Origin of the sequence: uncultured Bradyrhizobium sp., from assembly GCF_936928535.1 — a bacterium.
Taxonomy (GTDB): Bacteria; Pseudomonadota; Alphaproteobacteria; order Rhizobiales; family Xanthobacteraceae; genus Bradyrhizobium.
In genome coordinates this window covers 1-26,528 of sequence record NZ_CAKZHY010000104.1, presented here as the reverse complement: position 1 = coordinate 26,528, position 26,528 = coordinate 1, and the positions used below count along the sequence as shown (strand labels likewise).

General features: G+C 61.8%; 24 protein-coding genes. 9 read left to right on the top strand and 15 right to left on the bottom strand.

The window, feature by feature from the left end:
- Nucleotides 1-100 precede the first annotated feature (100 nt).
- On the top strand, nt 101-598 hold the full coding sequence (locus Q0687_RS35855) for a cupin domain-containing protein (protein WP_363323978.1): 498 nt from the start codon (nt 101-103) through the stop codon (nt 596-598).
- Here the strand turns inward: Q0687_RS35855 and Q0687_RS22600 are convergent, their stop codons facing one another.
- Nucleotides 599-1,207 carry an isochorismatase family cysteine hydrolase gene (locus Q0687_RS22600; RefSeq protein WP_298881561.1) on the bottom strand — a complete coding sequence of 203 codons (609 nt, stop codon included), beginning with the start codon at nt 1,205-1,207 and terminating at the stop codon, nt 599-601.
- A 115-nt stretch (nt 1,208-1,322) separates the two neighbouring features.
- Between Q0687_RS22600 and Q0687_RS22595 the strand changes: the two genes are divergently transcribed.
- On the top strand, nt 1,323-1,838 hold the full coding sequence (locus Q0687_RS22595) for a ferritin-like domain-containing protein (RefSeq protein WP_298881558.1): 516 nt from the start codon (nt 1,323-1,325) through the stop codon (nt 1,836-1,838).
- Between the two features lie 97 nt (nt 1,839-1,935).
- On the opposite strand, the gene uvrA is transcribed toward Q0687_RS22595, so the two are convergent.
- Complete coding sequence (gene uvrA / locus Q0687_RS22590) at nt 1,936-4,479, bottom strand: excinuclease ABC subunit UvrA (RefSeq protein WP_298881555.1); 2,544 nt, start codon at nt 4,477-4,479, stop codon at nt 1,936-1,938.
- 191 nt (nt 4,480-4,670) lie between these two features.
- Here uvrA and Q0687_RS22585 point away from each other — a divergent pair, with 191 nt between their 5' ends.
- Complete coding sequence (locus tag Q0687_RS22585) at nt 4,671-5,438, top strand: SCO family protein (protein ID WP_298881553.1); 768 nt, start codon at nt 4,671-4,673, stop codon at nt 5,436-5,438.
- On the opposite strand, the gene Q0687_RS22580 is transcribed toward Q0687_RS22585, so the two are convergent.
- Genes Q0687_RS22580 through Q0687_RS22555 form a run of 6 tightly spaced genes read right to left on the bottom strand, consistent with a single transcriptional unit; the run spans nt 5,398 to nt 12,426 of the window.
- Entirely contained in the window at nt 5,398-6,489 is a 1,092-nt protein-coding gene (locus Q0687_RS22580) for a hypothetical protein (RefSeq protein ID WP_298881551.1), read from the bottom strand. The genes Q0687_RS22585 and Q0687_RS22580 overlap by 41 nt on opposite strands.
- Nucleotides 6,486-7,016 carry a cytochrome c gene (locus tag Q0687_RS22575; protein ID WP_298881548.1) on the bottom strand — a complete coding sequence of 177 codons (531 nt, stop codon included), beginning with the start codon at nt 7,014-7,016 and terminating at the stop codon, nt 6,486-6,488. Before Q0687_RS22575 ends, Q0687_RS22580 begins: the two co-directional genes overlap by 4 nt.
- Complete coding sequence (locus Q0687_RS22570) at nt 7,013-7,543, bottom strand: DUF3341 domain-containing protein (RefSeq protein ID WP_298881545.1); 531 nt, start codon at nt 7,541-7,543, stop codon at nt 7,013-7,015. Before Q0687_RS22570 ends, Q0687_RS22575 begins: the two co-directional genes overlap by 4 nt.
- A complete protein-coding gene (gene nrfD, locus Q0687_RS22565; RefSeq protein WP_298881542.1) occupies nt 7,536-8,891 on the bottom strand; it encodes an NrfD/PsrC family molybdoenzyme membrane anchor subunit in 1,356 nt (451 codons plus the stop codon). The genes Q0687_RS22570 and nrfD overlap by 8 nt, the downstream gene beginning before the upstream one ends.
- On the bottom strand, nt 8,888-11,773 hold the full coding sequence (locus tag Q0687_RS22560; protein WP_298881539.1) for a TAT-variant-translocated molybdopterin oxidoreductase: 2,886 nt from the start codon (nt 11,771-11,773) through the stop codon (nt 8,888-8,890). Before Q0687_RS22560 ends, nrfD begins: the two co-directional genes overlap by 4 nt.
- Nucleotides 11,770-12,426: a cytochrome c3 family protein gene (locus Q0687_RS22555; RefSeq protein WP_298881538.1), complete on the bottom strand. Its 657-nt coding sequence runs from the start codon at nt 12,424-12,426 to the stop codon at nt 11,770-11,772. The genes Q0687_RS22560 and Q0687_RS22555 overlap by 4 nt, the downstream gene beginning before the upstream one ends.
- Nucleotides 12,427-12,545: 119 nt before the next feature.
- Between Q0687_RS22555 and Q0687_RS22550 the strand changes: the two genes are divergently transcribed.
- From Q0687_RS22550 to Q0687_RS22530, 5 genes are read left to right on the top strand one after another with little or no spacing between them, the layout of a single operon-like run.
- A complete protein-coding gene (locus tag Q0687_RS22550; protein ID WP_298881535.1) occupies nt 12,546-12,899 on the top strand; it encodes a hypothetical protein in 354 nt (117 codons plus the stop codon).
- A gap of 26 nt (nt 12,900-12,925) precedes the next feature.
- A complete protein-coding gene (coxB, locus tag Q0687_RS22545; protein ID WP_298881532.1) occupies nt 12,926-13,867 on the top strand; it encodes a cytochrome c oxidase subunit II in 942 nt (313 codons plus the stop codon).
- Nucleotides 13,864-15,471 carry a cytochrome c oxidase subunit I gene (gene ctaD, locus Q0687_RS22540; protein ID WP_298881529.1) on the top strand — a complete coding sequence of 536 codons (1,608 nt, stop codon included), beginning with the start codon at nt 13,864-13,866 and terminating at the stop codon, nt 15,469-15,471. The genes coxB and ctaD overlap by 4 nt, the downstream gene beginning before the upstream one ends.
- Entirely contained in the window at nt 15,464-16,108 is a 645-nt protein-coding gene (locus Q0687_RS22535) for a cytochrome c oxidase subunit 3 (protein WP_298881527.1), read from the top strand. Before ctaD ends, Q0687_RS22535 begins: the two co-directional genes overlap by 8 nt.
- Entirely contained in the window at nt 16,105-16,380 is a 276-nt protein-coding gene (locus Q0687_RS22530; RefSeq protein WP_298881524.1) for a cytochrome C oxidase subunit IV family protein, read from the top strand. Before Q0687_RS22535 ends, Q0687_RS22530 begins: the two co-directional genes overlap by 4 nt.
- A gap of 3 nt (nt 16,381-16,383) precedes the next feature.
- Here Q0687_RS22530 and Q0687_RS22525 read toward each other — a convergent pair whose 3' ends face one another.
- The 4 genes from Q0687_RS22525 to Q0687_RS22510 form a co-directional block, all read right to left on the bottom strand.
- Nucleotides 16,384-17,550: a c-type cytochrome gene (locus Q0687_RS22525; RefSeq protein WP_298881521.1), complete on the bottom strand. Its 1,167-nt coding sequence runs from the start codon at nt 17,548-17,550 to the stop codon at nt 16,384-16,386.
- A 55-nt stretch (nt 17,551-17,605) separates the two neighbouring features.
- A complete protein-coding gene (locus Q0687_RS22520; RefSeq protein WP_298881518.1) occupies nt 17,606-19,384 on the bottom strand; it encodes a GMC family oxidoreductase in 1,779 nt (592 codons plus the stop codon).
- Between the two features lie 9 nt (nt 19,385-19,393).
- Nucleotides 19,394-20,101: a gluconate 2-dehydrogenase subunit 3 family protein gene (locus Q0687_RS22515; RefSeq protein WP_298881515.1), complete on the bottom strand. Its 708-nt coding sequence runs from the start codon at nt 20,099-20,101 to the stop codon at nt 19,394-19,396.
- Between the two features lie 171 nt (nt 20,102-20,272).
- Nucleotides 20,273-22,594: an FdhF/YdeP family oxidoreductase gene (locus tag Q0687_RS22510; protein WP_298881512.1), complete on the bottom strand. Its 2,322-nt coding sequence runs from the start codon at nt 22,592-22,594 to the stop codon at nt 20,273-20,275.
- 117 nt (nt 22,595-22,711) lie between these two features.
- On the opposite strand from Q0687_RS22510, the gene fdhD reads away from it, so the two are divergent.
- A complete protein-coding gene (fdhD, locus tag Q0687_RS22505) occupies nt 22,712-23,539 on the top strand; it encodes a formate dehydrogenase accessory sulfurtransferase FdhD (RefSeq protein ID WP_298881509.1) in 828 nt (275 codons plus the stop codon).
- A gap of 646 nt (nt 23,540-24,185) precedes the next feature.
- Here fdhD and Q0687_RS22500 read toward each other — a convergent pair.
- The 3 genes from Q0687_RS22500 to Q0687_RS22490 form a co-directional block, all read right to left on the bottom strand.
- Nucleotides 24,186-24,806 carry a general stress protein gene (locus tag Q0687_RS22500; RefSeq protein ID WP_298881506.1) on the bottom strand — a complete coding sequence of 207 codons (621 nt, stop codon included), beginning with the start codon at nt 24,804-24,806 and terminating at the stop codon, nt 24,186-24,188.
- A 33-nt stretch (nt 24,807-24,839) separates the two neighbouring features.
- On the bottom strand, nt 24,840-25,160 hold the full coding sequence (locus Q0687_RS22495; RefSeq protein ID WP_298881503.1) for a hypothetical protein: 321 nt from the start codon (nt 25,158-25,160) through the stop codon (nt 24,840-24,842).
- 417 nt (nt 25,161-25,577) lie between these two features.
- The gene (locus tag Q0687_RS22490; RefSeq protein ID WP_298881501.1) at nt 25,578-25,787 is read right to left on the bottom strand and encodes a hypothetical protein; all 210 of its coding nucleotides are present in this window, start codon (nt 25,785-25,787) and stop codon (nt 25,578-25,580) included.
- Nucleotides 25,788-26,528 lie beyond the last annotated feature (741 nt).

Here is a 26,528-nt window from a genome sequence, read left to right as displayed (position 1 = left end):
GCCAGGAACCTGGGCATCGACGTGAAGGTGCTCGACCAGCTTCCAAAGCAGGAGCGCTTCATATTTCAAGCCGAGCCGCCACCCCCACAGCTCGAAGCAGATGCCGTGCACGATGCCCTTGGCGCCGTGCCGCTCGACATGGTCTTCCGCCCGATGCAGCAGTCCCCGACGCAATCGGCCGGAGGCAACGTCCGCATCGCGATACCCGCAACTTCAAGATCTCGACAGACGTGGCGGCAGCGCTGGTCGAGGTCAATCCCGGCCACATGCGGGAATTGCACTGGCATCCGAACGCCGACGAATATATTATATCTCTGGCCAGGCGCGGATGACCGTGTTCGCGGCGGAATCGCGGGCGCGAACCTTCGACTATCGTGCGGGCGATGTCGGCTACGTCCCGATGTCGATGAGCCATTTCATCGAGAACACCGGCGACGAGCCACTCTGCTTCCTCGAACTCTTCAAGTCGAACCGCTTCATGGACGTCTCGCTCGCGCAATGGATGGCGCTAACCCCGCCCGAGCTGGTGGCGGCGCATCTGAACATCGACCGCGCCGTGGTCGAGAAGCTGCGCAAGGACAAGCAGGCGGTCGTATAGTCATTCGCGCCAATACTCTGTCAGTTCATCCGCCGTGACCAGATCAACCTGACCGTGGAAGCGGGTGCGATACATTGTCATCAGCGCGTCGTGCCCGATGTCGGACGAGCTGCACAGTGCATCCTCGACGATGACCACCCTGAAGCCGAGATCGACCGCGCTCAGCGCCGTCGAGAGCACGCAAACATCCGTCTCCGCGCCCGATATCACGACCGTTCGGATCCCAAGCTCGATCAACAGGCTTGCCAAGGCCGGATTGCTGAACGCCGAGTACGCGGGCTTGTCGACGATACGGAGCGGCGGCACGTAACGCGCCAATTCCGGTACGAGCTCCAGTGCAGATGGCGGAAGGTGAGTGCGCGTCGCCTGATGCCAATGCCGGAAATAGTTCTGCCATTGCCCGGGACGGTCTTCTGGAGACTGCGGCGTGATGAAGCGGGTGAAGATGGTTCGCGGTTGATGCCGCGAAACAATCTTAACAATGGTTGGAAGAACGCGCTCCATCCAGGGAGTTTGCCAAAGACCGCCCGGTGCGAAGATGTTCTGCATATCGATGCAGAGATGGACCGCGTTCCTGATTTCGGCGACCTCCGACTTGCTGTCCCTCATCGTCCTCCACCGTCGACATGCCGCGACATTCTGGCCGGTGCTCGCGCATCCCGTACTAGGAACATGCCCGCCGACGAGGCGTTCCAATGCTACATTGTAGAAGGAGACATCGAATATGGGCCTCTTTACCAAAGATATTAAGTCGATGGAGGATCTGCTGATGCATGGCCTCCAGGACATCTACTATGCCGAGCAGCAGATCCTCAAAGCGCTTCCCAAGATGATCGACAAAGCCACCAATCGCGATCTCGTCTCGGGCCTAAAGGCGCATCTGGAGGAGACAAACAAGCAGGTCGAGCGGCTTGAGAAGGTCTTTGCCAAGCTCGGCAAGCAGCCCAGCGGCACCCAATGCCCGGCCATCGACGGCATCATCAAGGAAGCCGATGAGACCGCGGGCGAGATCGAGGACAAGGCGGTTCTCGATGCTGCGATCGTCGCCAACGCACAGGCCGTCGAGCACTACGAAATGTGCCGATACGGCACGCTGATCGCCTGGGCAGAAGAGCTCGGCCACGATGAGATCGTGCGGTTCCTAACCACTAACCTGAACGAGGAAAAGGCCGCAAACACCAAGCTCAATACGGTGGCACTCCGCAAGGGCGTGAATGCGAAGGCCTCGAGCGCCGCCTGAAGCCTATAACTGCGCGGCTCCAGCCCTGCTGCCCAGGGCTGGAGCCGTTGCGCAGCCGATCGTCAGGGGTGCCAATTCTTCGGCCGAAAGGCCTTCCCTAGCTTTCCTGTCCCAGGGCCCGCGCCAGATAAGGTGCCGTGAGACTGATTGCGCCACGGGCGATCTCCGTCGGCGTTCCGACCGCGACCACCTGCCCTCCATCATCGCCAGCCCCCGGGCCGATATCGATCACCCAATCGCTCGCTGAGACGACACTCATGTCGTGCTCGACGACGATGACGGTACTGCCGGCCTGCACGAGGCCGTCCAGTTGTACGATGAGCTTTTCGACGTCGGACGGATGCAGGCCCGTAGTCGGCTCATCGAGCACATAGATACTGCCCGCGCGCTGCGTACGCTGCAGCTCGGTGGCGAGCTTCACCCGTTGCGCCTCGCCGCCGGACAGCTCAGTTGCCGGCTGACCAAGACGGATATAACCGAGCCCGACCTGCCGGATCACATCGAGGGACCTCGCAATGTGGGCGTCGTCGGCGAAGAAGGCGTGGGCCTGATCGACGGTCATTCCGAGCACGTCGGCGATCGACTTCCCGCTGAGCTTGATTCGGAGCGTCTCCCTGTTATAGCGCGCGCCCTGACATTCCGGACACGGCGCGTAAACGCTTGGCAGGAATAGCAATTCGACGCAGACGAAGCCTTCTCCCTGGCAATTCGGGCAGCGGCCCTTCGGCATGTTGAAGGAGAATCGCCCGGCATCGAAGCGGCGCCGGCGCGCCTCCTTGGTCTGTGCGAACAGCTTTCGCACATCGTCGAACAGACCGGTGTAGGTCGCCAGATTGGAGCGAGGAGTCCGTCCGATCGGCTTCTGGTCTACGACGACCAACCGCTTCAGGCGATCAAGCCCTTCGGTGATCTTGCCGCTCGAGGTCTCGACCGGCGCTCGTTCAAGGACATCTTCACCGTCGTCGTTGGATGCATGCGACTGCCCAAAATGCCCGCTCAGCGCTTCGACGAGGAACTGGCTGACGAGGCTGGACTTGCCCGAGCCGGATACGCCGGTGACCGTCGTCAGCACGCCCAGCGGGAATGCGACGTCGATGCCCCTGAGATTGTTGCGCGCGACGCCGCTCAGCTTGAGCCATCCTTGCGGCGAGCGCTGCCTTCGCCGCGGCGGAACGGCTTGGCTGAACAAGTATTTTGCGGTGCGCGATCTTTCGACGGCTTTCAAACCGTCAATGGGGCCACTGTAGAGGATTTCGCCGCCATGCCTGCCGGCATCGGGTCCAACGTCAACAATCCAATCGGCGTGGCGCACGACGTCGAGCTCATGCTCGACGACGAAGAGTGAGTTTCCGGCCGCCTTCAGCCGGTCGAGCGCGCGGAGCAGCGCCTCGGTGTCGGAGGGATGGAGACCGGAAGACGGCTCGTCAAGCACATAGACCACGCCGAACAGGTTGGAGCGCACCTGCGTTGCCAAACGCAGCCGCTGGAGCTCGCCCGGAGACAGAGTCGGCGTGCTCCGTTCCATCGTGAGATAGCCGAGACCGAGATCCAGCAGCACGCCAAGCCGTGCGCTGAGGTCCTGCGCGATCCGTTGAACAACGATCGCCTTTTCCGGGTGAGCATCCTTTCGGCCGACTTTGCCCTCGCAATAAGGCCGCATCAGCGCCGCCAACTGCTTCAACGGAACGCGCGCCATGTCGGCAATATCTATGCCGGCAAACTTGACGGACAGCGCCTCCGGCTTCAGCCGTTTGCCGTGGCAGGCCGAGCACTCGGTGCTCAGCATGTATTGCGCGACGCGCTTCTTCATCATTGCACTGGTCGTATTGGCGAACGTCTCCATGACATAGCGCCGGGCGCCGGTGAAAGTGCCCTGATAGCTCGGCTCGTCCTTCCGCCGCAGCGCTCGCTGGACCTCCTTAAGATCATAGCCCGCATAGACCGGAACCGTAGGCTGCTCGTCCGTGAACAGGATCCAGTTGCGGTCTTTCTTGGGGAGTTCGCGCCAGGGTGTGTCGATGTCGTAGCCGAGCGTGGTCAGGATATCGCGCAGGTTCTGGCCGTGCCAGGCTGTCGGCCACGCCGCGACGGCGCGCTCACGGATGGTGAGGGTATCGTTCGGCACCATCGAGCGTTCGGTCACGTCGTAGACACGGCCGAGGCCATGGCACTTCGGACAGGCCCCTTCCGCCGAATTGGGCGAAAAGGACTCGGCGTAAAGCAGCGGCTGCGATTTCGGATAGTCGCCGGCACGCGAATAAAGCATTCGAAACAGGTTCGACAGCGTCGTAACGCTGCCGACGCTGGATCGTGTGGTCGGCGATCCCCGCTGCTGTTGGAGCGCCACCGCCGGCGGCAACCCCTCGACCTCATCGACCTCGGGCACAGACATCTGGTGGAACAGGCGCCGGGCGTAGGGGGACACGGATTCCAGATATCGCCGCTGCGCCTCCGCATACAGCGTCCCGAAGGCCAGCGACGATTTTCCGGAGCCGGAGACGCCGGTGAACACCACCAGCGCATCACGCGGGATATCCACATTGACGTTCTTCAGATTGTGCTCGCGCGCACCGCGCACCCTGACAAATCCGCCAGCCGATTGCCCGGCGCCCTGCTCCAGCTTGTAAACCTTTTCGTCCATTCTCTCTCCGCCAATGCCATTAGGACAGGTAACGGGCCTGAAAACCGAATGATCCGCGGGGCGGCGCTTGGAACCATTACCAAGCGCGCCGGTTCCTCCCAACAATGCCGGGTAAGAGGCGCATTGTGCTAATCTCACGCTGGATCAATAAGCCCACGAGCCCACCCCACGCTCAAATCGCTGGATGGATCGTGGCGCTCAGTGCGTGGATTGCGATGCCGCTCCCGGCGCAGGCAGCTCTTTCTAGCTCGCAGCTTGAGCAGGTCGCGCTCGCACCTCGCGCCAATGCACAACTGCCCCTGCAAACGCGGCTAAGCGACCTGAACGAGCGCAGCGCACCGCTGCAGGATTGGCTGAGCGGCGTCCCGACAATCTGGATCTTGGCCGACTATACCTGCGAGACGCTGTGCGGGCCCGCGATCTCAATTGTGTCCAACGCGCTGGCCGATACCGGCCTCCGCGCGGGCAAGGACTTTCGACTCATCGTCGCCGGCTTCGATCCGAAGGACACCGCCGCTCAGGCGCAGGCCATGAAGAATGCGCAGCTGAGCCCCCGGAATGGGCTCTCCAAGCACAGCGCGTTCCTGAGGGCGGCTGCACCGGATATTGGCGCCTTAACCGACGCATTCGGTGTCCGACCCGTCTACGATCGTGAGCATGATCAATTCGCTCACTCGGCTGCTGCCTTTGTGGTGACGCCGGATGGGCGGATTTCCCGCGCACTCTCAGCCCTTGCGGTGGATGCCGCCAGCCTGCGCCTTGCCCTCGTCGAGGCCGGACAGGGGCATGTTGGCGGCTGGAGCGATCAGATCCACCTGCTCTGCTACGGCTTCGATCCCGCCAGCGGGACCTATACGCTCGCGGCGCGGCGGCTGCTGATCGCGACGTCCTCCGTCAGCGCCATCGTCCTTGCCCTGCTCATCGGGCTGTTGTTCCGGCGTGAGGACGCCACCAGATAGCGCCCAAGGGTTCCCGCTCTTCAGACCGCATGAGAACAGTGTCGAACGCCAGCCAGAAGATCGTGCAAAGGAAGAGTGCGGCCGCAAGCATCATTGCGACGGTGACCATCACTGACAGCCCATGAATGGCCGGCAGGATGAGGATCGCGGCTTCGAGCCAGCGCATCGCCAGCGTCAGCCCGCATAGCGCCAGCAACCAATTCGGGTCCGATCGCACCCGGCTGCTGAGCATCGCGCAGAAGGGGAAGACGAACTGCCCGAATGAGAGCGCTGCGAGGACAAACTGCCAGCCATTCTCCGACCGCGCGATGTACCAGGTGACCTCCTTGGGGATGTTGCCCGACCAGATCACGATGTACTGCATGGCGTGCAGGTAGCACCACAGCAGCAGCACCGACAGCAGCAGCCCGCTATAGCCACGGCTCGGGCCGATCTGCCGCGTTGATAACAGACCGGCCGCAATGACAAACGCCGTTCCATTGACGAGCAAGAAGCTGAGAACGATGAGACCATAGATCGAGGAGTGGAACTCGGGCTCCAGCGATTCCAGCCAGTCGATTCCGGCGAACGACACGGTGAGCGTCCACAGAATCGAACCGACGGAGGCCGCACGAACCATGGCATCGTCATTGCGCCAAGCGCGTCGAAGCCATTGGGCCAGCGCAATCCAGATCAGGAAATAGACAACGGTCCGCAGCACGAAGAACCATGGCATGAACCAGCTTGCCTTGAACGGTGGCAAGGAGGAGCCGTCCGCAACAGCCGGATAGATCTCCTTCATGAATAGCAGGACGGGAATGAAGGTGAGCGCTACGACGGGCAGGACGCCAGTGGTTGCGACGAAGATCGGATGTAGCGTCTCGGTCCAGCGACGGCGCACAAGATAGCTGGTCATGAAGACGATCAGCGCTCCGATCGGAATGGCCCCGAGGGCGCTCCAGGCGACGAGATAAGCGGCAGTTGTCGATCGCGTATCGACCACGAAGCCGACGATCAGGACCAGGCCCGACACCACCGCAACCACGTTCCTTGCACCGCCCGGTATTTTCATGGCTGGCTCTCCAGCCTGGCGCGCTCGTTCGCCGGGACGTCGTCGAGCGACGCGCGGCGGCTGAGCTGGAGCGCGCGGATATAGGCGACGATCGCCCAGCGATCTCCAGGCGGGACGCGGGCTGCATAGGAATACATCGCACCGTGGCCGTTGGTGATGACATCGAAGAAATATTGGTCGTCGGCGGCGCGCAGCCGATCGTCGTGATAGCTCGTCGGGCGCGGCATGCCGCGCTGCACGATGATGCCGGTCCCGTCGCCCCCGGCGCCGTGGCACGGCGAGCAGAAAATGCCGAAGCGCTCGCGCCCGCGCGCCAGTAGCTCGGCAGATAGCGACGGCTTGGTGCTCGCCGCCTTCTCCCGGTCCAGATCGTCCCGGGCGACCGTGTTGGCTGGTGGCTGGCGCAGTACGCTGCCGCGGAACAGCGGCGCGCGCGAATATTCGCTGTAGCTCGGCTGCTCGTCCATGTTCTGATCACACCCCGCGAGCAGACCGGTAAGCGCAATGATGGCCAGCCACCTGTTCATTCCGGCACCAGTTCCACCGATAGCGCACCTGCTCCGCGGAGAAAGGCCAGCGTCTCGCCGGCATCGAATTTGGCGTCGTCTGCGCCTACGCACAGAAAGAACCTGTCCTTGCTGGCGCGGTGAAAGCGTTCCCCGTTAAAGACGGGGTAGCTCAACCTTGGGAGCCCATTCTGCCAGAGCATCGCGAACAGCATCGCGAGCGCGGAGAACAGGATGGTGAGCTCGAACGTCACGACCGCAAAAGCCGAGATCGGATAGATCGGCCTTCCGCCGACATTGAGTGGGTAGTCGTAGTTGATGAAAAACTGCATGGCGAGCGCGGTGCCTGCGCCCGCAATCGCGCCGCCGAGTCCGATGAACGAGATGGTCGGCCGCGGAAAGTGCAGGATGCGATCAAGCCCTTCGACCGGGAACGGCGTGAAGGCATCGAGGTTGCGGTAGCCGGCCTCCCTCGCCTTGCGCGTCGCCGCGAGCAGGTGTTCCGGGCTCTTGAACTCCGCCAGTACGCCGTAGAGCTTCTCAGCCATGCTGCTGCTCCTCCTTCTCTTTGTGGAGAAGCTCCTTGCTCTCGAAGATCGAAATCACGGGAACGAGGCGGATCGCGATGAGGAACGGCACCAGGAACAGCCCGATCGTGCCGAAATAGGTCGACCAGTCCCAGAAGCTCGGTGTAAAATGGCTCCACGACGAAACCAGGAAGTCGCGATAAAGGCTGGTGACCAGGATCATGTAGCGCTCAAGCCACATTCCGACCACGACGGACGCTGAGATTAGCAGCAGCATCCATCCAGTTCGTCGGACCGCGCGCCACCATAGCGCCTGGAGCGGAATGAAATTTAAGATGACCGCGCCCCAATAGGTCCAGGCGTAGGCGCCGGCGAAGCGATCGATCAGCGTCTGCATTTCGTGTGCCTCGCCGGAATAGACTGCATCGAACACTTCGAAGACGTACCCGTAACCGGTCATCAGACCGGTCGCGAGCAGGACCTTGCCGAGCAGGTCGAGATGATCGTCGGTCACGAGGTTTTGCAACCCGAACCACGAACGCAGCGACACTGCGATGATGGAGACGACGGCGAAGCCGGAGAAGGCCGCGCCCAGCACAAAATAGGGCGGAAAGATCGTCGAATGCCAGCCGGGGATCTGGCCGGCGGCGAACAGCAACGACACCTCGCTGTGAACGGAGACGACCAGCGGCACGGCAAGCCCCGCGGTCAGCCGATACGTCTGCTGCCAGCGCTGCCAATGCCTGGCTGAACCTCGCCACCCGAGCGCCGTGATGCCGAAGAAGATCTGCCAGCCGCGCCGCGTTGCGCGATCACGCGCTGCGGCGAGATCCGGAATCAGACCCGTGTACCAGAACGCCAGCGAGACCGTCAGATAGGTCAGCACCGCCCAGATGTCCCATTCCAAGGGACTACGGAATTGCGGCCACACGCCCATTGTCGCGGGATAGGGAAACATCCAGTAAACGTACCAGGGCCGGCCGAGATGCAGGATCGGATAGATGCCGGCGCAGACGACGGCGAACAGCGTCATGGTCTCAGCGAAGCGGTTTAGCGAATTGCGCCATTCGCTGCCGGTCAGCAGTAACAGCGCCGAGATCAACGTGCCGGCATGACCGATGCCGAGCCACCAGACGTAATTGTGGATGGCAAACGCCCAGTTGACGGGGATGTTGATGCCCCAGATGCCGACGCCGCGCGTGAACAGCTCGACCACAGAGACCATCAGCAACATGAGCAGGGCACTCGCGACCGTCATCGCGATCAGCCAGCGGCGGTCCGCTGGGAAATGAAGGGGAATGCCGGTAAGCTGGTCGGCGATGCCGCCCATGCTCTGGCGCGTCGGCAGGATGTCGGATTGCTCGCTCATCCCTGCCTCGATTCCGTGTCGTCGTCACGCCAGCGAGCAAGGTAGGTCGTGCGCGGTCGCGTCCCCAGCTCCTCGAGCAACACATGATGCCGGCCGTTGCGCTTCAGCCGCGAGACCTCCGAATTTGGATCGTTGATGTCGCCGAACACGATTGCCTTGGTGGGACAGGCCTGCTGGCAGGCGGTGACCACCTCGCCGTCGCGGATCGGACGGTTCTCCTTGTCTGCAGCAACGTGCGCTGCCTCGATGCGCTGGGTGCAATAGGTGCACTTCTCCATGACGCCGCGGGAGCGAACGGTCACGTCTGGATTATGGGCGGCATGCTCCGGTGACTCTGGAGGTGATCGATAGTCGTAGAAATTGAAGCGCCGCACCTTGTAGGGGCAGTAACTGGAGCAGGTCCGCGTGCCGATGCAGCGATTATAGACCATCTGGTTGACGCCCTCGGAATTATGCGTCGTGGCGTGGACCGGGCAGCCCATTTCACAGGGTGCATCCTCGCAATGCATGCACGGCACGGGCTCAAAGAAGCTGCGCGGCTCGGCGACGTCGCCGGTGTAGTAGCGCGCGATCCGCAGCCAGTGCATCTCACGGCCGGCCCTGACCTGATCCGCGCCGACCACTGGCACGTTGTTCTCGGCCGTACACGCCGTCACGCAGGCATTGCAGCCGATGCAACTGTCGAGATCGATCACCATCCCCCAGGCATTCTTCGACGATGGCCACGGGGCGTAGAGGCTGGCCTGCTCGGGTGTTGTCTGTTCGACCTGTCCCGGGGTCACCTCGCGGGCAAGATCAAATCCATCGAGGCGATGATGCAGCTGCGTCACCGCGAGATCTTCGCGGCTTTCGAGCTTGCGCAGGCTTCCCTGCGCCAGCCACGGCTCTCCCGCGGGCCGGACCTGATAGGCGTCGTAGCCGTGCTGATCGCCGACCCGGCCCGCCCTGGTCCGGCCATAGCCGAGATAGAGCGCGACCGTATTGCCGGCCTGGCCCGGCATGATCCAGAGCGGTCCCTTGAGGTGACGCTTACCGACCGTCACCTCGACATGATCACCATTGGCTGCCGAAAGACGTTTCGCCAGCGCTGGGCTGACCGCGATCACGTTACTCCATGTGACTGTCGTCAACGTCTTGGGAAGCTCCTGAAGCCAGCCGACATTGGCGAACCGGCCATCCCAGACCGTCGGATCCGGCTGGAACACGATGTCGAGGTCGCCGGTCGTGTTTGGGGGTGCAACCGTATTGCTCGCTGGCGACGCGGTGACGAACGGTGCCGCCCCCGCGATGAAGCCATCATGCAGCGCCTGCTTCCACCGTGCTTCGAATGCGTCACCAAAGCTCGCCTGCCAGGTCTCGCGGATTGCGGCGTCCGGCGCCTGATCCTCAGCGCCAAGCAGCTTCGCAAACACATCATGCACCGATCTGACGTCGTAGAACGGCGAGATCACCGGTTGAAGGATTGTCACGGTGCCATCGATGGCCCGCGCATCGCTCCAGCTCTCGAGCGGATGCGCAAGAGGAAGCTGCCATTCGCAAAGCGCGCCGGTCTCGTCGCGGTAAAGGCCGAGATGAACCGAAGAGCGAACGCGCTTGATGGCTTCCCCAACATTGAGCTCAGCCGGTGCGCTGTAGACGGGGTTGCAATCGAACACGAGCAGCGAAGTGACGCGCTCCGCATTGATATCGGATACAAGGTCAGCCAGCGTTCCTGCATCGGCCGGCCCTACGATCGGCGCGGTCAAATTCAGCGTTCGGCCGGCATTGCCGAGCTGCTGATTGATCCGGGCAATCCAGAGAGCCGTAGCCGCGGAGCCGCTCAAGCCCGAGACGAACAGCGAGCGCCCTGCCCGGTCCTTGCAGGCGTCAACCACGCCCGCAATCCAATTTGCTTCGGCCTCCGTCACGTCGGGCTTCGATGCGCCGGCAACACCCAGTGCGCTTGCCATCGCCTCCGCGAGCACGGGCATCCGCCTTGCGTCAGCAATGAGTCGATGCGCGGCCAGGGCACCTGTTGCAGTCGGAACGCTCTCCGCCATCAACAGGCGATTGCCGGGCCGATCACTGGACCGCCGGCGCGCCTGCGACCAACCCAGCGCGTTCCGCACCTGGTCCGGCCCGGGGCCCAGGAAATCATCGTCGAGGCCAACAATGACATCGCAGTCGCCAAGATTATAGTGGAGTTCGGCGGCCTGCCCATAGACCGCGGCCGTAATCTGTCGCCTCGCCTCATGTCCCGCAGCCGCATGGACGTGGACGCGCGCCTTGGGAAACTGCTTCCGAAAGGCATCGATCTGCCGCAACAAGGTCGGCGACGTCGTCGGGCCGAGCAGCAGCCTCACGCCCTCGCCCTGATCGCTGCGCCAGTTCTCGCGCATCACGCCGATCGCCGATTCCACATCGGCCCAGCTCACGGCTTCGCCGTGACGGCTCGGCGCAGCTGCGCGATCGGGATCGTAGAGCTGCAACACTGCACTCTGCATGAAGATGTCGCTGCGGCCTTGCGTGGCCGGATGACCGGGATTGCCATCGAGCTTGGTCGGACGACCTGCGTGTGCCGTCGCAATCACCGGCTGCGCGTAGCCGTCGAGCAGCACCGCCGTCGCATAATAGCGCGGCAGGCCGATGACCTCGTTCGGCGGCTGGTCGACATAGGGCAAGGCGGTGATGAACGAGCTTTTCTCGCAGCCGGTCAGCCCCGCCAGCGCGAAGGATGCTCCCATCAGCTTCAGGAAGTCGCGGCGCGCTGTTTTGGAGAATTCCTGCACCGCTGGATATTCCGCATCGATGAAAGCCTGAAACTGTGGATCATCCGACAGCTCCTCGATGCCCGCCCACACACGCGGCCCACCCGCCGATTGATGGTCGATGCGCCGCTTCATCGGTGACACACATAGCAATGCGTCAGCTCGCCGAAGCGAATGCCCTCATGGGCGGCGATGGCCTCCCCCTCCTTGCGGGCATTAGCGGGCGGTGTCCACGCCATATCTGTGATGTGATCCTGCGGGCGCAGATGCGGCGCGGGATCGCGGTGGCAATCGATGCAGAACTGCATCGTGAATGCCTTGGCACGATATGTCAGCGCCATCTGGTCGATGCGGCCGTGGCAACTGGCGCAGCCGACGCCCTTGGCGATATGGATGTCGTGGCGGAAGAACACATAGTCGGGCAGCTTTGCTACCCGCGTCCATGGGATCGGCGTGTTGTCGGCGAGGCTCTTCCGTACCGGTTCCAGCATCGCAGCGTTGGTCCATATCTGGGAATGACATGTCATGCAGGTCTCGGTCGGCGGGAGGCCGGCTTGCGGCCCCGCCTCGACGTTGCTGTGGCAGTAGCGGCAATCGATGCCGAGTTCCCCCGCGTGATGGCGATGGCTGAACGGCACCGGCTGATGCGGACGCATGTCGGTCTCCGTCATGTATGCCGAATGCGCGAAGCCGACAGCGGCCACGATGCTGCCGCCAGCAAGCGACAGGCCGCCGACCAGAAGCAGGCGAATCCACGTGTCCGCCACAGGTGAGAATATTTGTACCATTCTCGCTGTGACCCGATCGCGAGCTGTCGGGTCGACAATCGAGCCCTCACGCGTTGGTTCCTAACGTAGGAACACAATCCACGAGCGTGCATTGTCCCGCCGCGATCGAGGACAGCAGCATGGCGGACATAGACCACGTCGACTACGAGCGGTCGGACGTCGGACTCCGCCTTGTCGGCTGGCTCGCAGCAGGGCTTGCGACTTTCGTCGTAGTCACTCCGCTCGTCCTGCCCTTGATGTTTCCATCGTCCACCAAACACATCACGCCTGCGAGCCGTCCGGCCATGAGCTCCAACGCGCCCCCGCTCGATGTCAGCCCGCAGGCCACATTGGAGGCGACGCGACAGGGGGAAGCGCGGTTCGAGCGCAGTTACGGCTGGGTCGATCGCAATCGTGGAGAGGTTCGCATCCCGATCGACCGGGCGGTCGATGTCCTGCTGCGCAAGGGATTGCCCGGATGGCCGTCTCCGTGAGAGCGCTCCGATCAGGGGTGCACTAGATGTGGCGCCAGTGGATTCCGTTCTGGCAGCCGGGACTCTCGCCGCACAGCGGTGACGTCGATTTGCTATTCACCGGCCTGCTGATGGTCAGCGCGCTCGTGATTGGCCTGCTCTTCTTTCTGCTCACGCTGTTTTGTGCGCGCTATCGCGCCGGCAACCAGACCGACCGGGATCATCGCGTCAAGAAGAGCTGGCATTGGGAAGTGAGCTGGACTGCGGCCTCGTTCGTCTGCTTCCTCGGCCTCTTCGTCTGGGGCGCGAGCGTCTATTTCCAGATCTATCGTACGCCCGCCGATGAGCACGACGTGTTTGTCGTGGCGAAACAGTGGATGTGGAAGACGCAACATCCTGGAGGTCAGGCCGAGATCGACGCGCTGCATATCCCGATCAAGCGCCCTATTCGCCTGGTAATGGCGTCGCAGGACGTCATTCACAGTTTCTTCATCCCTGCCCTTCGGCTCAAGCACGATGTGGTCCCCGGCCGTTATCAGGACCTCGAGATCGAAGTCGACAAGCCCGGCCATTATCATTTGTTTTGCGCCGAATATTGCGGCACCGACCATTCCGGCATGATCGGCGAGATCGTGGCCATGGAGCCGGCCGATTTCTCCAACTGGCTGACGCAGCAGGCGCCGTCGAGCACGCTCGCAAGTGAAGGCGGTCAGCTCTTCCGCGAACTCGGCTGCAGCGGCTGCCACAGCGGCGGCGGCACGGTTCGCGCGCCGCCGCTCGAAGGCGTGTACGGCAAGCCGGTGCCGCTCTCGGACGGCACCACAGTGATCGCGGATGACAAGTACATCCGGGATTCCATCCTGTTGCCGCGCAGCCAAGTGGTCGCAAGCTATCAGCCGGTGATGCCCTCCTTCGAGGGCAAGGTCAGCGAGGACCAGCTGCTGCGGCTCGTGATCTATATCAAATCACTCGCAGGTCACTCATCATGAGCGCAAAGAACTACCTCACCGCCGACTTCACGCTGCGATCCTGGTTCCTGACGACGGATCACAAGCGGATTGCGATCCTGTACTTCGCAAGCCTGATCTTCTTTTTCTTCATCGGCGGGGCCGCCGCCACCGCAATCCGAATCGAGCTCGCCACACCGCAGGCCGATCTCGTCAGTTCCGATGTCTACAACCGCCTCTTCACCATGCATGGCATCATCATGGTGTGGTTCTTCCTGATACCGTCGATTCCCAACACGCTCGGCAACTTCATCGTCCCGCTGATGATCGGCGCGCGCGACCTTGCCTTTCCCCGGCTCAACCTGATGAGCTGGTACATCTTCATGCTCGGCGGCTGCGTGACGCTGTTCGCGATTCTCGCGGGCGGCGTCGACACCGGCTGGACCTTCTATACGCCGTTCTCCACGCTCTATTCCAACAGCTATGTGATCGTTGCCGCCGCCGGCGTCTTCATTGCTGGCTTCTCCTCGATTCTGACCGGCCTAAACTTTATCGTCACCATCCATCGCCTGCGTGCGCCCGGGCTGACCTGGTACCGGCTGCCGCTGTTTCTGTGGTCGCTCTATGCGACATCAGTCATCCTGGTGCTGGCGACGCCCGTGCTGGCAATCACGTTGCTGCTGATGGCGACCGAACGATTCTTCGGCGTCGGCATCTTCGATCCCCGGATCGGCGGTGATCCGCTGCTATTCCAGCACCTGTTCTGGTTCTACTCGCATCCCGCGGTGTACATCATGATCCTGCCCGGCATGGGGGTAATTAACGAATTGGTCTCATGCTTCTCGCGCAAGCAGGTGTTCGGTTACAAGTTCGTAGCCTGGTGCAGCCTCGCCATCGCCGCGGTGGGATTCCTGGTCTGGGGTCACCACATGTTCGTCAGCGGGCAATCCCTGATCGCAAGCCTCGTCTTCTCCTTCATGAGCTTCATCGTGGCCGTGCCCTCCGCGATCAAGGTCTTCAACTGGACCGCGACGCTGCACAAGGGCTCGATCCATTTCGACGCGCCGATGCTTTATGCGCTGGCCTTCATCGGCCTTTTCACTATCGGCGGTCTCACCGGCCTGTTCCTGGCCTGCCTCGCCTTCGATGTTCACGCGACCGACACCTACTTTGTCGTCGCGCATTTCCACTACATCATGGTCGGTGGCATGGTGACGGCCTATTTCGGCGGGCTCCACTATTGGTGGCCGAAGATCACCGGGCGGCTCTATTCGGAATATTGGGCGCGCACCGCCGCGATCCTGATCTTCTTCGGCTTCAACCTGACATTTTTTCCGCAATTCATCCTCGGCGCCGAAGGCATGCCGCGGCGCTACCACGTCTATCCACCGGAATTCCAGGTTTGGAACGTATTGTCGTCAGGCGGCGCCGCAATCCTCGCCGTCGCCTATCTGATGCCGCTGTTCTATCTCGGCTATTCCGCCTTTTTCGGCAAACGGGCGCCGGCGAACCCCTGGAATGCGCCAGGGCTCGAATGGCAGACATCCTCGCCGCCACCGGAGTTTAATTTTGCGCCCCAGCCCGTGGTCACGCGCGAGCCGTATCAATACAACGAGCGTTTCGAGGCGGAACCACAAAATGCCTGAAAGCTCCGTCTTCGCCCCGCAATATGCCTCGATACCCCACCGCGATCACACCGCCGAACTCGGCATGTGGGTATTCATCGCGACCGAAGTGCTGCTGTTCGGCGGCCTGATCCTCGCCTATGTCGTCTACCGGCACGCCTTCCCGCAAGACTTCGCCGCGGGCAGCCGGCACACCGAGATCGTGATCGGAACCGCCAACACCGCCGTCCTGCTGACATCGAGCTTTCTGGTGGCATGGGCGGTCGAGATATTCTCGCCTGCCACTGCCAAGATCGTGACACGGCTGCTCGTGGGTGCTGCCTGTCTAGGCCTCGCCTTCATCGTGCTGAAGGGAATCGAGTACGGCAAGGAATATGACGAGCATCTCGTGCCCGGCATCGACTTCCAGTTCCCCGGACCAAAGGCTAACGGCGTCCAGCTATTCTTCATCTTCTATTTTATCGCCACCGCGATCCATGCCTTGCACATGCTGATCGGGATTTGCCTCTTGATCACGCTGGCCGTCATCTGCCAGAGGGCGCCGAGCACACGCCATCGTACGGCCCTGCACAGCGCAGCGCTGTACTGGCATTTCGTCGACGTTGTCTGGATCTTCCTGTTCGCGCTGATCTACCTGCCCGGGAGGTCCACATCATGACTGAATGGCGGCCACCGATTGCTCTGGTCGGAGCCTGGCTCGGCCTGCTGGCCTTGCTGGCGTTGACCGTGGCTCTGGCCTACGTGCCGCTCGGAGCCGGCAACGGCGTCGTGGCCTTGACCATCGGCACGATCAAGGCCGGGCTCGTCGCCGCCATCTTCATGGAGCTGCGACATCGCGGCGGGCTCACGCTCGTCTTCGCCGGTGCCGGACTGTTCTGGCTTGGTATCCTCTTGTGGCTCGGATCTATGGATTTTCTGACCCGCACCTGATTGTCAGTTCGTCCTCGTGTCCAGCTGTGCGCGCTCTTTCTTGGCCTGATCCTCGCTGACCGGCGGCGCCTTGCCCCAATGGTTACGGACATAGGTCGCAACCGCCGCGACTTGCGCGTCGTTCAATTGCCAGCCGAACGCCGGCATGGCGGGGCCGGTAGGCTCCTTGTCCGTTGCGACGCTCTGCGCGCCCTGGAGGACGACACGCAGCACCGTCGTGGGATCTCCCATATTGACGGTCGCCGCCTTGGCGAGGTTCGGAATGAGATCGGGAACGCCTGATCCGTCCGACTTGTGACAGGACGAGCAGAGGTCCTGATAGATCGCCCCGCCCGCCGCCAATACATGGGAATCCGCTGAGCTATCGGCGGCGGGCTTTGGGCCTGACTGATTCTTCAGATAGACCGCCATGGCCTTGACGTCGTCCTCACTGAGTTTTGACGTCGAGAGCTCGACCACTTCGCCCATCAGGCCTGCCGCGGCGGCGAACCGGTTGTGGCCGGTCTTGAGATATTGCGCGAGATCGTCGGCCGACCATTCCGCAAGCGGTCCCTGTCCGCTGGTGATATCGGGCGCGACCCAGCCCTGGAGCGTGTAGCCTTGCAGACGCTTGTCGGACTTGTCGCCGCCCAAAAACGTTTTCGGCGTATGGCAGGCGCCGCAATGGCCGGGGCCTTCGACTAGATAGGCGCCGCGGTTCCACTGCTCGGACTTGTCCGACTGCACCATGAACTCGCCCGGCGTGAAATAGAGCCTGTCCCACACCGTCATCGCCACTCGCTGGTTCAGCGGGAACGGCAGTTGATTGACGGGCACGGGATTGTGGACGGGTTCCACGGTCGACAAATAAGCGCGGATGTCCTTGACGTCCTCTTGCGTCATCCGCGCGAAGTAAGGAAACGGCATGGCCGGATAGAGCCACTTGCCGTCGCGGCGCACGCCCTTGCGTAAGGCTGCCTCAAGCTCCTCGTCGGTCCAAGCGCCGATCCCCGTTTCTCGATCGGGCGTGATGTTGGGCGCAACGAGGACGCCAAACGGCGTTTCGATCGGACGACCACCGCTGAAGGGACGATCGCTGCCGGGGACTGTATGGCAGCTGCCGCAATCGGCAGCATTGGTCAGATAGCGTCCGCGCTCGACGGCCGCAAAATCCTGCAATCCGGCGCTCATGGCCCCACTTACGCCGGCCGCAAGCGTAAAGGTCGCCAACGCGAGTTTTGCAACACTACGCATTGATGAGCTGCCCGGGGTTCTTGAGATATTTGGAGAGAATGGCGTCGGCGGCCCAGTAAGCCAGCGCCGCGACCGTTCCGGTCGGGTTGTAGCCGGCGTTTTGCGGAAAAGCGCTCGCGCCCATCACGAACAGGTTCGGTACGTCCCAGCTTTGGAGATAGCGGTTGAGCGCGCTGGTGTTGGGATCCGTGCCCATGATCGCGCCGCCGCAGAGATGCGTCGTCTGGTACTTGGTGATGTCGTACGGCCCCTTGCGGTATTCCTTGTGGACCTGCTTTGCGCCCATCGCCTGAAAGATCTCGGCGAACTTGTCGGTCAGGAATTTGTTCTGCTTGATCTCGTTGTCGTGGAAATCCATCGTGATCCGCGCCAGCGGACGATTGAATCGGTCCTTGTAGGTGGGGTCGAGATCAACATAGACGTCCCGGTAGCTGTACATGCTGCCATGGACGCCGGTCCCGGGCTTGATGGCGCTTTGATAGTTCTCCTTGACGGCCTTCTTCCAGGCCGCACCCCAGAGCGGCGTTCCCGGCGGCACTGGCGTTGTTTCGATCGGCCTCCCATTGGTCTGCACATGCCCCATGTACCCACCACCGACGAAGCCATGCGGGCCGTGGTCGAAATTGTCGCCATTGAACTCGTCAATGCACATCCCGATCGCGCCCGAAGCGATGAAGGGGTTGAAGACGAACTTTGCCGGATCGAAGAAGCTGACGACGTCGGAGATGGTCTGGTGGGTGAAGTTGCGGCCGATGACGCCGGTGTTGGCCGCGGGATCATACGCCTTGCCAATGCCTGACAGCAGCAGGAGCTGGACGTTGAAGATCGTGTAGGCCGAGAGCACGACGAGGTCGGCGGGCTGCTCCCATTCATCGCCTGAGGCATCGACAAAGGTCACGCCAGTGGTGCGTTTGCCGGAGCCATCCACATTGATCCGCGTGACCTCGCTGTTGTCGCGGGCCGTGAAGTTGGGCTTGCGCACCAGCGCCGGCAGGATCGTCGTCTGCGGTGAGGCCTTCGAGTAATTGCCGCAGCCGAACCACTCACAGAAGCCGCAATAGGTGCACGGCCCAAGCCGAACGCCGAGCGGATTTTGGTAGGGTCGCGACATGTTGCCGGAGGGCTGCGGAAACGGCTTGTAGCCGAGATCGCGCGCCGCTTTGCCGAACAGCGTATGGCCGAATGGTTGGTCCTGCGGCGGATTGGGATAGGCGCGGGAGCGCGGCCCCTCGAACGGGTTGCCGCCATCCATGATCGTGCCCTTGATGTTGCCGGCCTGGCCGGACGTGCCGCAGAGATATTCGAACCGGTCGTAATGGGGCTCGAGCTCGTCATAGGTCACGCCCCAGTCCTGGATGGTCATGTCCTCGGGCAGGAAGCTTGCCCCATAGCGTTCCGTCAGATGGGTCTTCAGCATGAAATCCGATGGCAGGAAGCGCCACGTCTCCGCATTCCAGTGCACCCCACCTCCGCCGACGCCGTTCGGCGGCATGAACGCCCCCCAGCTTCGGATCGGCAGCGCCGCTTCGCTCATCTTGTTGCGGAAGGTGAAGGTGGTTTGGCTTGGACTGAGGAACAGCTCGTGACGGATGCGGTAGCGCAGCTCGTCGGCTGCGTAACCCGGCGGGTAGTCCGTTGCCGTATTGCGCCACGGACCGCGCTCGATCGCGATTACGTCGAGCCCGGCATCGGCGAGCTCATAGGCCATGATCGAGCCGGTCCAGCCGAGCCCGATGATGACGACGTCCTTCCGCGGCAGCTTACGGGCCATGTGTGGCGCTCACGATTTTGCGGGGGTCCATTCCGCGCGTCCCGCGATGCTGACGGGCGGATGCGGATAGCGTTCGTTGTGACGATTGACCCAGTCGCGATAGTCGTAGCGGATGCCGGGAAAGCCGATCATCTTCCAGCCGACCATATCGATGTTGCCGCCGTGAATGGGGTCGGCGAAGAAGCCTTCCGGCACGTCTTTCAGCAGGGCAGAGAAGAAGCCTTGGGCATCGACCCCATCGAACTTGACTTCGCCTGACTCGATTTTCCGCAAAAGGTCGTCCTGCGCGGCGGCATCGAGCTCCGCGAAGGATTTTCCGCCTTGGGTCGACTTGCAATGCTTGTCGAGCGCCGCCAGCGACTTGCGATAGAGCTCGGCAGGCGTGAGCACCGATTGAGGGCCCTGCTCCTTGGTGCCTTTGGTGTGCGGTTCGAGCGTGTAGAGACCTTGGTTCGAGCCGTACGGCCCCTTGAGTTGGCGATCGATAAAGACGGCGCAGCCGGCAATTTTGCCACCGGGCGTATCCGGATCAGGCGGGATGATGCGATCGACGATCGCTTCCATCGCGCGGGCTTCATCGAGCGCGAAGAACTGCCAGGGGCCTGGCCGCACCACCTCTGGCGGCGAATTCGGATGAGGCGCCCATGGGATATGATTGTGGATCGCGCTCGCGCGCGTCAGGGATGTCGTACCGACAAACCAAGCTGCGACTGTCAAAAATGTTCTGCGCTGCATGGAACATCCATCGGGCCCGTGTGGTCAACGTGAGCTGGATTTGGATGTTCCTAAGCGCGGGTTAGCCTTTGGTCGGATCGCGCGGCGGCGTTGCGCGCATCGCTGATCAGCCCGTTGCCGAGATCCTGCCGCTTCTTGCGACGTCCAATGCTGCTAGATCGCCAAGATCGGCATCTCGCCGCCCTCGAGGATCTCGGGCGGCACGTCCTTGAAGAGCCGCACCGGAACGGATTTTGCCGCAGGCACCTTGCCGCCTTCGGCATAGTGCCAGAGCGGAATCAGCCCGTTGCACTCAGGATAGTAGCCGGCAAGGCTTCGCCGCGGGATGTCGTAGGGCACGACCTGGAGTTCGCTCAGGCTGCGCTCGACGCCGTCATTGGCCTCGGTCACCAGCGTGACAGTATCTCCCGACTTCAGGCCGTCCGCCTCCATGTCCGCGGGATTCATCAACACGACGTAACGGCTGCCCTGGATGCCGCGGAAGCGGTCATCCTCGGTATAGATCGTGGTGTTGAATTGCCCATCGGCGCGCATGGTCATCAGCTCGTAGACGTCGTCGCTCTCCCTTGGCGGCGCGAAGGCTGCGTTGGGCACGGTAAAATTGGCCTTGCCGTTCGGCGTCTTCCATTTGCGCTCGCGCGCCGCCAGCGGCCGCGGAAAGCCGCCGGGCTCGAACATGCGCTTGTTGAAATCCTTGAACTGGTCGGGATAGGTGCGCTCGATGGCATCCCTCACCCGAGAATAGTCCGCGACCCAGCCGTCCCAATCCACTTTGGAGTTTGCCTTGAGCGTTGCCTTGGCGAGACCAGCGATAATCGCAGGTTCCGACAGGGCATGTTCGGCCACCGGCTTGCGCTGGCCGCGCGAGCCATGAATGCAGGCGGTGGAGTCCTCCATCGAAACGGCTTGCGCACCGCTGGCCTGCTCGTCGATCTCGATGCGGCCAAGACAGGGCAGGAGATAAGTCACTTCGCCTGGCACGATGTGGCTGCGATTGAGCTTTGTCGCAATCTGCACCGACAGGCGCAGCCCGGACCACGCCGGCTCCATCAGCGAGCGCTCGGGGATCGCGCGCACGAAATTGCCGCCCAGGCTGACGAAGCCACGGACGTCACCTTTCAGAATGCCCTCACAGGCATCCACCGTCGACAGGCCGTCCCAACGCGGAGGCTCGAAGTCGTAGAGTTCCGCAAGCCTGTCCAGCGGCACCAGTTTTGTCTTCTCGGAGATGCCGACCGTGCGCTGGCCCTGGACATTGGAATGCCCGCGGATCGGCGAGATGCCCGCGCCCGGCTTGCCGATATTCCCGCGCAGTAACAGCAGATTGACGATCATCTTGGCGGTCTCGACGCCGTGCTTGTGCTGCGTCACGCCCATGCCGTAATTGGCGATCACGGCGTTGGCGGCCATGTAGACGTTCGCGGCATCGATCATCTCGACACGCATGAGGCCGGACGCGCGCTCGATTGCCTCCCAATCCTGTGCGCGACAGAATGCGGCAAACTCGTCGAAGCCCGACGTATGCTGCGCGATGAAGTCGACGTCTATCATGCGCGGCGATCCGTTCGCTTGCGCCAAGTCGTCCGCCTCGATTACGCATTTGCAGATACCGATGATCGCCGCGGCATCGCCGCCGACCCGGACTTGATGATACTGCGTGCTGATGCGCGTGCCGCCCGCGATCATTTGAAGGGGGTTCTGCGGATTGACGAAGCGTTCGAGTCCCCTTTCACGGAGCGGATTGAAGGTCACAATCGGCACACCGCGCTGGGCCGCCTCCTGGAGCGGATGCAGCATTCGCGGTGCATTTGTCGTGGTATTGTGACCGAAGAAGAAGATGCAGTCCGTGTCGCTGAAATCCTTCAGCTGCACCGTCCCGACCGGAACCCCGATGACCTCTGGCAAGGCCACCGAGGTCGTCTCGTGGCACATGTTGGAGCTGTCAGGAAAATTGTTGGTGCCGTACATCCGGCCGAACAGCTGGTACATGTAGCTGGCTTCCAGCGAGGCACGTCCCGATGTGTACATGATGACCGAATGTGGATCGAGCTTGTTCAGCTCGCCGCCGATCTCGCGAAACGCCTCGCTCCAGTCGACTGCCACGTATTTGTCGCTGACCGGGTCATAGCGCATTGGATTGGTCAACCGTCCCTGCTCCTCCAATTGATGGTCGGACCAGGACCGCAACTCGGTGAGCGTATGCTGGGCAAAAAACTCCGGCGTGACCGCCTTGCCAGTTATTTCCCACGCCGTCGCCTTGGCACCGTTCTCGCAGAACTCGAACGGATGCGGGCTTGCGGGCTTGGCCCAGGAACAGCTCACGCACATGAACCCGCCGGGCTTGTTCTGCTTCAGCAGGATCTCGCTGCCGAGGATTGCGACCTCCTCTTGGGTGAGGATGTGCATGACGGCGTTGACCGAGCCCCAGCCTCCGGCGGGAGCGTCATAATTTTCGACTTTGGCTTTCTGCCGCATGGCGGCCCCTTCGATTGCAAGCCCATCACCGGAAACGGGAGGCGACAACGCTGGTTCCTCCACGTTTGGAACATTGAGGACGCTAGTGCGTCGCTACTTCGTCGTAGGACCAACACCATGCACGGCTCTCGTTCCGCCAAATGCGATCGCGCCTCGGCGCCCACACCTTCCATCAAGATGCCCCGGCTGACCTCGCGCGGAACGAAAGAAGAGCGCATTGTTGCCGAAGAGTGTCCTGTCGCGCTCGTCTTTGACGGAACAACCATGGCCGTTCTCATGGCCACGCCTTCCGATCTCACCGATCTCGCGGTCGGCTTCAGCTTGACTGAGGGAATTATCGAGGACGCCGGCGAAATCGAGGAACTGTCGGTCGTCGTCGGTGCCGATGGCATCGAACTGCGAACCTGGCTGCGGCCGAGGGCTGGACGCCTGCTAAAGGATCGGCGCCGGCGACTGGTTGGCCCGACCGGTTGCGGCCTTTGCGGTATCGAGAGCCTGGCCGAAGCCAACCGGGCTCATCGCTCCGTTGTGCGGCAGATCAATATCACACCTGAGCAGATCAGCACCTCGATCGAGAGCCTCGGTGCGGCGCAAATACTCAACCGCGCCACACGCGCTACCCATGCAGCGGGCTTTTTCCGGCCGGGCCACGATAACGTGATCTTGCGCGAAGACGTCGGACGCCACAACGCGCTAGATAAGCTCGCAGGCGCGCTCGCCGCTCAGGGGGTGGCAGGCCGCACCGGCGCAGTCATCCTCACTAGCCGAATCTCCGTCGAGATGGTGCAAAAGGCCGCTGCGATCGGCGTCGGCATCGTTGTCGCAATTTCTGCGCCGACCGCCCTTGCGATACGAACCGCGGACGCCTGCGGGCTTACGCTGATCGGCATCGCACGTGGTAGCGACTTCGAAATTTTCAGCCACCCGGCGGGCGTGTGTTGTTGAGCGACAGACGGAGGCGCTCGGCGCAAGATTCGACTTGTGCCAAGGGCATCATCCATGACTGCTGATTGCCGCCGAACGATCTTTCGGCCTCTGAGCCAGGCCTCGCGTCGATACTGGCGCTCCGAGGCAAGCAGAGCGTATGGACGATCATTCACTACGGCTAAAGCTGGATTTTCCTCTGGCGCTCAGACCTGACGTAACCCCAGGTCGTGCTCTTCGCTTGAACGGATTCCTCAGCGAGGCACCATGGATGGCACTCTTCCCCGGACTTGCCATCGCGCAAAGACGTGTCTTAAGAGGGAGCCAGTAGGGCGCCATGCGGCTGGCGCTGATTTCTTCTCGGGTTCCAGTATTCGAAGACTAGTGTCTCGAGTTCAACGCACTATTGGGTGGCGAGTTCTCCAAGCAGGACAGTCATAGCTTGAGGCCGCACGCAGCAGCGTAGCGTTCACGACGAACTCTAGACCAACTTCGAGGTTCGCGCGGGCGCTGTGATTGGACTCTTAGTTTGGGAGTATCTCAACGGCCCGTGGAGGCCGGCGCAAGACATTACGTTCAAGTGATGGATCTCCCGAGCGCTTGACGTCACGACGATAGGCAGCGGAGAAAGGAAAAGGCGACCCGCCTGGGCGGGCCGCCGACTGGTTCACCTTACGCCGGTGCCGTAGAGCTGCCGCTCTCTGCGGACCTCGTCCGCACCATATGGCTGAGCGGAGGGATCGTAGCTCTTCCAGCCCGCCTTCTGCCAAGCCACGCTGCGGTCGCGCAGATTCACGGCGGACTGATCGAGGATCGCTTCATAGCGCGCTCGATCGGCGTCAGGAACGCGAGCCGAAACTAGCGTTCCTCCGCGCCTCACGCCTTCGGCATAAAGAGGTGCTTCCTCATCTGAAACGCCTGACTGCGTCAACGCACCGACGATGCCGCCCGTTGCGCCGCCGGCAGCGGCGCCTAGCGCTGTCGACGCGAGCCATCCGACAGCGACGACTGGACCAAGCCCCGGGATCGCCAGCAGTCCGAGTCCAGCGAGCAGGCCCGCCGCGCCGCCGAGACCCGCACCCACGCCTGCTCCGGTAGCCGCGCCTTCGGCACGATCGTCGACGCCGTCGCGATCCCGATCGACCTTCTTGTCGGTGCTGTACCAGTTGTCGGAGTTGTTAGCGACGATGCTCAAATCGGAATGCGGCACGCCCGCCGCCTCGAGGCTTGTCACCGCGCGTTGCGCGTCGGAATAGTTGTCATAGAGACGTGAAATCGTAACGGTCATTTTGAATCCTGCTATTCGCTGTTGAGCGGCCGGTCACTTGGTCGCGTTCACGTTGCCCTGGAAATCCAGGCTGACGTCGGTCGAGGCCCCGCCCTTGCTGGCTTTTCCGCGCCACACGCCATTGTCGTCCTTCTTCAGAGAGGTAACGTTGGTATAGCCAGCTTGCTCGATCCTTGATTTCGCCTGGCCTTCGGTAAAGCTGTTGGCGCCCGATACCGGCCTATTGGAATTTTTCTGGCCGGAGCTGTTGACGGCGTTGTTGTTCGGTCGATCAGTTGCCGGGGGATTCTGCGCGAACGATGGACCCGCTAAAAGCGATGCGGCCGTCAGCAGCAGAAGAAGTTTCTTGTTCATGTCGTCCTCCAGTGGTGGACGAGCACAACAGGCCTCCGGCGACGATGTTCCTATTTCTCCCGATCGGACAGAATATCCGGACAATATGTCTGCCGAACTGTTTGGGTCGACTCAAAAGCGTCGGTGGCGTACCAACGGCATTTGGCGTGTTTTGCCGCCGAGCTCACCGTCACTGCGAGAGGCCTCCAACTAAGGCGGCCTTAGTCATCCCAATACAGCCGCTTGCAAGTCGGGCAGTCATAAACCCTGATCTCACGCTCCTTGCGAACGTGGAACATGCTCGTTCTGAATCGAGTCGGTGTTTTGCAGTCCTCGCACACGGGAGGACGCTTCGATTCAACTTCGTTGCCCATGGCGATTCGTCCGGCCAAGCCGAGCGATACAACAACAAAAGCTAAAGCCTGTCGTTAGGATAGGTTATTCTTTGGGCTCTTCTGGAAACGGCTCGTGAGTCTTGCGGCTCAGGAAGGTGTCGGGCCGGGGCAAGCGGAGCGCTTCGGCCGACTTCGCCGCCACTTCACGCATAAGAGCGTTTTGCTCCGCGATGTCGGCAGCCAGGTTATGAACGCGATTGATTGCTTCTGGCAGGAGCGCCTCCCTTCCTATGCAGGCGGAAGCGCGAAACATCTCTCAGCCACCGACGCCTACAGGCAAAGCCTCGGCCGGTGATGGTGGTAAACTACCACAATTCGCTTTTGTTCAAAGGTGAACTTAGGCCACTGAGGCGGCTTTAGAGGACGCTCATAGCCAGCCCAGCCAGGAACAACAAAAAGTCTACGGCAGCGATGCCAAGGCAAACGCGCGCGTGAGTTGAGTACGCTTCCAATTGGGGGGATCATCATCGCGTCACCTCGGCATTTCGAGGCCGGGCGTTCTCAGCCACTCGCTCATATGCGAGCTCTCTTCAAACTGACGGGCCTTGCGCAGCAAGTCCTCCCGCTCGATGCCCGGGGGGCCGTCTTGGCCTTCTCGCGTACCCCCACACAACGATATTCGAGATGATCGTTCATGAAATAGCGGTAGATAGGACCGGACTCGCTGCTTCCAACCGATCGCAGCGTCTTGCCAACCAAAAATCGCAGCGCGTCCGGACCTCTCAAAGTACTGACCGTAGTCAATTCAAGTGGTCTCTCGCTGCTGCTTGCGCAGAAAGGCGTGCTCGACAGCATCGTCAAAAGAAAGTGTCGAAGTCAAACTTCATGTTCAACCTAAACTAGATCTCGACTGAAGGCCTGCTTATCTCCTCTACATCGAGACATCAATGCCGACTGCGGGACGATGATCTCAGTTCGATATCAAATGTCGCTTATTGGCCGATTTTGTTGCAAAAGTCGGTTGAGGAAGATCGCGAAGCGTGATTCCGTTGTG